The organism is Candidatus Lokiarchaeota archaeon, assembly GCA_014730275.1.
Lineage (GTDB): Archaea > Asgardarchaeota > Thorarchaeia > Thorarchaeales > Thorarchaeaceae > WJIL01.
Genome location: WJIL01000032.1, coordinates 1 through 6779, shown reverse-complemented (window position 1 = coordinate 6779; position 6779 = coordinate 1). Strand labels below are relative to the sequence as shown.

Here is a 6779-nt window from a genome sequence, read left to right as displayed (position 1 = left end):
TCCGGCGACCAAAGCCTGCTAGCTCATTCAAAAGCGGTAAGTGGCATCGCAACAGCGCTCGCTGAGAAAATCGATTTCGACTCAGAAACCATATCGCTTCTGCAGGCTGCAGCATTTGCTCATGACCTCGGGAAAGAACAGGAAGCCTTCCAAGAATCTTTGAAAGGCGGATCCAAAGTAACTCATCTGCCAACCAAAGAGCAACTCCACGATTTCCTGGCGGATACTCCATACAAGGACTCCGATGATATAGCCAAAATCTCAGCTATTATAGCCAAAGTGTATGCTATAGTAGTTGAGACTCATCGTGGAGCAGGCGAGACCATATCTCAACACAGGGCGTTACGGAAAGTGGAAGGGGGAGACCTTCCCGACCTCGTGAATTTAGGTCTCATAGTACGCTTAGCGGATTGGATCGCATCAAGCAATAGCCCAAAGGATGGACTGAAAGCAACTCAACATGAGGATTTCAACTCTCTAATCGATGAAGCTAATTTTCATTTCGAATACTATTCACTTCAGACAGCACGCGGGGTTTTGAGCTACATTCTGCATAGGGGATTCCAACAAGCATTCGAAGACCAGGATTATGACCCCATAGCATTTCATCCTGAAGGGTGCCTGTTTGTTGGAACAGATCCTCTTGACAAAGACAAATTAGAAAAAGCAGCCTATCGAAATATTCGAAAAATCCTTGAGAATCAGATGTTCAGCGACGAGTTTCTCCAGAGTGGCGTTGCCCTCCAAATCAACAGGTCGATGATTGCAAATGACGCACTTGTTGCGCTTGATACATTGGACAGACTTGCCAGATATGGAACAACGGTTATTAGTGATCTACCTGGAAAAGAAGACGATCAGAAGCGAGCGATCCTGTTACGATTTATCTCCACACTACAAAACGCCCTTCGAAGGAAAATAGAGAACCTAGAGCTTCCAGCCGACAGAACAGAGAAAATTCTCAATCAGCTGGCTGAGGCGGAAGAAGATGCTTTTGGAATTGATTTCGGCGAAATAGGATTGCCGATGTCCTATGATTTCTGGACTGATTCTATGAAGCAAGTTTCAGAAAGACTCGAAAAACATGGTCATGCGCCACGAGCTCTTACAACACTACCCGTTGAGGAGGGTCTCGAGAGCATCTACAAGGGCTACAAGGACCTCGTTCACCGGATTCCTGACTTGGGAGAGACGAATGAATTTGCACCCATAGAATCACCAGAATTGGATTCCTACCTCAAGGCTCTGCTTCACGATATCAATCACCCAACATTACTCAACCAAGTGGCTTCAGAGACCAAGAACAATCCCTCAACATATCATCACATAGCACAGGAATTCATGGAAACGTACAAGGGCGCAAAGAAGAACGCCATGGGCTCTCGTGATGGAGATATCCGGTGCCCAATCTGTGGAACAGCAGCTCCTGGCACGAAAGCCATTGCCGCAGGTGTTGGAAGTGGCACCAAGAAATTCATCAACGGCGGCCAAGGCGGAAGAAGACTGGCAAATGTCAACGTATGCATCCTCTGCATTCTGGAAGGCATTCTACGAAAGAACAAGGGCTACGCCTATGTCCTGATGCCCCAGATGTCGCTTTCGCCAAGTGATGCTCACAGTCTGGCAAAACTAGCAAAGAATGCACTATCAAAGATTGATAGACGACCAGCCAAGACAGTGAAATGGCTTCTCGAAAAACAGCTCCTTGAGTATTCAATCGAGCTCGAGAAGCGATTGGAGATGATAAGCTCCGCAGACCGTGATTACTTCGAAATTTCAAGCAATGTAGTGGGTAACTTCGTTCTGATGTCAACATACCCGGACAGCGATGGTTCTGACTCAGATGTTATGGCGAGAATCCTAATCCAAGCATTGGCACTTCATATGTTGCTCGATGTTCGAGTGAAAATCATATCCGGACTTGACGTAATCTCGATCCGTGAGAAGAAAGGGGCGGTTGAGTTTGAACCTACTGCTACCCTTCTCCGACACTTGGATTTGCGGAAGGGTGTTATTCCACTCGAAGATGCTTCGGATATCTTTCTCAAACTTGCAGCGGCACATCGAGCCCAGCTCTATGCAAACCTCTCAAACCGGAACGGGATAATGCGGGCTCTTGAAGTTCACCCCGGGCAATTGGCCCAACGTATTATGCTGGATAAGAAATCGAACATACTAACTGATAGTGAAATTCAGATTCTTACAATTCTTTTAGGTGATAGAGAAATGACAACATTAGCTGATGAAATATCGAACATACTAGATGAGTATTACAGACCCGGTGGATATACGAAATCCATGCATTCTGTCTTGGGTCCAATGAATGCTCTATACGATGAATTTAGGAAAAACACAACTCCAGATGAGGAAGACATCCAAGCGATTGCGGGGCGAGTTCATAGACAGCTCCAACAGCTCAACGAAGGCGACTACGTACAGTTTGACGCAGCAGAGCCTATTCTGGAGGTCTGTAAAACTCTTGCAGACGAGCTGAGCACAGTAGGCCCTCGTGAGAGGAAGGATCGCTTAGATGATCTCCGATATGCTGTGTATCTGAAGCGACTCATTGCAATCAGTAAACGATTTAGAAAGAAGAAAGGAGGTAATTCAAGTGAAGATTGAGTTATTAGACAATCAGAAAGATTGGTTTGTCGGAGAACCCAGCCCTCTTGCACCTGCCAAATATGCAAGTGTGGCGCTACTCCGAACAACAAAAGACTATGCTGCCTTCAGAACTGAAGCAGATAAATACACGAACAGTGTGGCCACACCGGCATACGACGGTAGTGATGAAGTCATTGAGCGTGCTCTCATTCTGGCTTCAAAACAGAAGGCCGTTGAAAGGCGACATCAAAGTAAGATTCTCCGGGCATTCCCGCAGAATAAAGAATGTTACCTGAAAGATGAGCTTTGTCTGTCTTGTCCTGTATGTGCATTGAATGGAGGAATAAGTACCAAAACCGAAGTCGATGATATTTCTATCAAATCTCGAATATTGTATCAGACTGCTTTCTCTGTTATGCCATTTGAGGACGTGGTGGAAAGTATCACCTTCAATGCCGTGAATGAGAAGACCACAAAGACGGGGCAGGCACTGGGAGAACGTGAGCTTGTGAAACCTGATACCTCGTTCCTGTCGGTTGTTACTCTCCTAGCGCCGACTCTTGATGAGCTCAAGTTCTACCTTTACGCCATGTTGAATACAACACGGTACGGTGCAGAGACACGAGGACTCGGAGTCATTGACAATCGGTTGCTGGGCCTTGTCCTTTCCGGTACGGAGGAGTTCTCGGCATTGCAGCTGACAATGGACACGTATGGCAATCTTGTTGCAGAGAACGACGATGCAGATCTTACCTATGATAGCATCTTCGGTGTTGTTCATGAGGTTTCCCTGTCCGATCTACCTGAAGCACGAGTTCACAAGGTGTACTCAAAGGACAAAATCCCAGAACTTGAGAAGGCACTCAAAGAGAGCTCTCCAACAGAAGACTGGATAGATGGCATGTACGAGAAGGCTCTGGCGTTCCGTAAAACCATAGAAGGATAATAACGGAAGGTACAGACAGTGACGGTTGACGAGCTCCGTTTGTTCAAGTGTAGCCTCATCCCAGATGATTTCCTATTCTTCGTATCAAAGGAGTTCAATACCCTCACCAGCATCGATCCGGTCATCCATAATTACGCGCTAACATATGCGCTGGCGGACCAATTCCATGTCATGGTGAAGGGCTACGAACCGAACTACGATGAACTGGAGACCTTCGATAACTACGCGACACCAGCAGTTCCCAATGACACACCTCGCTTTGTGACTCACACCTACAATGCGATTTGTACCAGAACGAATCAAACCCAATCAAACTACAATGTCCCAGCCATGGGAAGAAACAGGAAAATCGCTCCGCAGTCCTCTACGTTCGAATTCCTCGTATTCTCGCGAGAAGGCGATATCCCGCCATACGTACGAGTTGGCAAGAAGTCCTGTATATCACAAATCGAATCAACGGAGCTTGAGATTGAGTCTATCGAGAGCGAACCGGAGCAACCTATTCAAACGGGTGTCTGTTTCAATCTTCTCGATTTATCAGCCAACGACATTGTTGACAGTGCTGACATGACGATGATGTTTCCAACCCCCGTCGCTATGAGCATGGAAGTTACAGCCCCTCATATTACTTTCACACACGACGGGGAGCGAACCGTGGTACCTATTCCGAAGCATCTCCGAGCCGAGGCAAACTGAATGGCCAGTAATGAAACCCCCGAGCTGAAGTATAAGATCCCTGGAGTCCATCTGTTACACTCAGATGAAGTGATGGGCAAATTCAATCTTTACGAATACCAGGCGGATGCTGTTGAACAGCTCAGGACCGAAGATAAATGCCTGCTTCAAATCCACGCTGGAACTGGAATGGGAAAGACAGCAATCGCCGTTATGGGAGTTGTCGAATCATCACCAAAGCGAGCAGTGATGGTGTACCCGACAAATGAGTTGATTGATAATCAGCAGCAGAGCATCAGAAAAACCTGCAGGGCGCTGGGAGTTGAAGAGCCAGACATTGTACGGGTTCATTCTGCTGAAATGCGCCGGCTGATAACCGAGGAAGACTACAGATCAAAGAGCAAAGCGCTGGCTGACAACCTCCGTCCTCCACTCAAAGACAAGCCAAAATTCATACTTACCAATCCCGATACACTCCACCTTGTTCTGAGGTTCAAGTACGGACGTGGAAGGTACAATGAGCAGGCAGCTCGGGTACTCAACGTACTTGGATCATATTCTACGCTTGTGCTTGATGAATTCCACTACTACGAACTTCGCGAACTGTCAGCGCTGTACTTTGACCTATGTTTTGCTGGCTTTCTTGGAATGTTCTCGAGAATTCTGCTCATGACTGCAACACCTCACTCAGGACTTGAGCGCTATCTGAACCATGTGGCTGCTGCTTCGGACATGCAGACGCCCCAACCAGTAACCGCACAGGAAGCAGACAGCGGAAGGCAAGTCATCCATGAAGTCGATTTCTCAATCCTCCCAGAAAATGACGATGACCTGAAACAAATGGCGGACTACCTGATAGAAAGAAGAGATGAACTTGCCACTTTGAGAGAAGAAAACAAAGCAAGTGATTATCTCCCTGCTTGCGTTATTTTGAACTCCGTCATCGATGCCCGGTCCCTCACCGAGATGCTTCTAGCATCAGAAGAGTTCGAAGATGGAGAGATCAAAGAAAGCCACGGATTGGTACCGCAAAATATCAGGCGCGAACGTGAATCGGCACTCGTTCTTGTGGGAACCAGTGCAATCGAAGTTGGTATTGATTTCGACACGTCGTATCTTCTGTTTCAGGCCTGGTCGGCATCCTCGGCTGTTCAGCGTATTGGTCGTGTTGGTCGTCACCGCTCCGGCCGTGCGTTGCTTTTCGCTCCTAAGTATGTTTACCGATATTTTGACACCTATGTGGAGGATGTCAAATCAAGAAGCAACATGATGCAATACATAGAGGATGGCTTCTCCGACGAGGACCCAGGGCTATGGTATCTTGAATCGCCATATGCCCGCATGGAAGCAGAGCATTTCGTCAGCAATCTGGTTGATATGATTTCAGCTACACCCGCAGGCGGAACCTATGTGAATGAGGATGAATTGCTGGAGTTTCTCGATGAAGCATATCCTCAAACCGATACTAGCAGCATCAAGCCCGAATGGAAGGAGCATATAGAGAAATCAGCAGACACACTTGTCACATTACGGAGTACAGATGCAAGCGCCCTGGTACGAGACTACGTAGCGGAGCGCAGAGGTTTATTCCCGGTGTATTTCTCTCCGCTGTACCGAATCCTGCGACGAGCCCAGAAATACAAACTGTTCGGTAACGACAACGACGATGCGAAGAAGTACATTTATGCAGCCAAAGGAGAACTTGATACTGACAATCAGAAATCAACCATTGATAACCTGATGGCAGAGTATAGCTCTCATGTCCGCTATCATAGGCCGGTATGCATATCTCAGGTGTTTGGCTACATGAAGGATAAATCCCGTTTCGTTAAGATGAGATATGATGCCCTACCGAACAAGATTCCGTTTGCACCAGTTGTAGGAATCAATACGAAAGATTTCCTCGGAACTGATATCGGATTTGATGGACTCCGAGATCCTGAAGAAGTTGCTGATAATCTCTTTGAGAATGAGCTCTACGCGATAGTGGATAAATCAACAGCGAAGAAAATCGGTTGGCGTATACCCTCCTATCCGGTCGTAGGAGGATCTCGTGGGGGAAGGGTTTACTTCGGGGGAAACGCTCTTGTAGCATTGGCTGCATATGATAAATTCCAAGAGGGCGAGAATTCATGACACAGTCCGACAAGATGACTGAGCATCCAAAGATGGGCGCTTCTGATATGCTGAACATCGAGTTCGATATAACACCCAGCGAGAAAGGGCGCGTGAACAAATTCACAGGACACCTCATCCGTGGGGCGTTCCTCAATCTTCTCAAGCAAGTGGACCCAGAGGTTGTTAATGCTCTTCATGACGGTCAATCCACGCGGCCCTACTCCATTGCACCGGTGAGATTCTCCAAGCAAGCACAGATGTCTAAGCACCTGTGGCGGTTGCATCCCGGTCAGAAACTCACCTTCAGACTATCCTCTCTATCAAAAGACGTGAATACCTCACTCCTCGAAGCTGTTATGAAACTCAGCGATGAGCCGGTCCGAATTGGTTACACCCATTGCGACCTTGTTGGGGTACGATACGAGACAGCCAGCTT

Annotated in this window: 5 protein-coding genes; all 5 read left to right on the top strand. The window is 47.4% G+C overall.

Annotated features, from left to right (window positions below; translation table 11 throughout):
* A partial coding sequence (locus tag GF309_04470) for an HD domain-containing protein (GenBank protein MBD3158021.1) occupies window positions 1-2622 on the top strand: 2622 nt, incomplete at its 5' end.
* On the top strand, window positions 2567-3550 hold the full coding sequence (gene cas7d, locus GF309_04465) for a type I-D CRISPR-associated protein Cas7/Csc2 (protein MBD3158020.1): 984 nt from the start codon (window positions 2567-2569) through the stop codon (window positions 3548-3550). The genes GF309_04470 and cas7d, both read left to right, overlap by 56 nt.
* 18 nt (window positions 3551-3568) lie before the next feature.
* Complete coding sequence (gene cas5d / locus GF309_04460; protein ID MBD3158019.1) at window positions 3569-4246, top strand: type I-D CRISPR-associated protein Cas5/Csc1; 678 nt, start codon at window positions 3569-3571, stop codon at window positions 4244-4246.
* The gene (gene cas3, locus GF309_04455; GenBank protein MBD3158018.1) at window positions 4247-6361 is read left to right on the top strand and encodes a type I-D CRISPR-associated helicase Cas3'; all 2115 of its coding nucleotides are present in this window, start codon (window positions 4247-4249) and stop codon (window positions 6359-6361) included.
* Window positions 6358-6779 (top strand): hypothetical protein (locus tag GF309_04450; GenBank protein MBD3158017.1); only part of this gene is annotated, 422 nt, incomplete at its 3' end. The genes cas3 and GF309_04450, both read left to right, overlap by 4 nt.

Coding starts and splice junctions, on each gene's coding strand:
- cas3 (MBD3158018.1), top strand. CDS start 4,247: ATGGCCAGTAATGAAACCCCCGAGCTGAAGTATAAGATCCCTGGAGTC.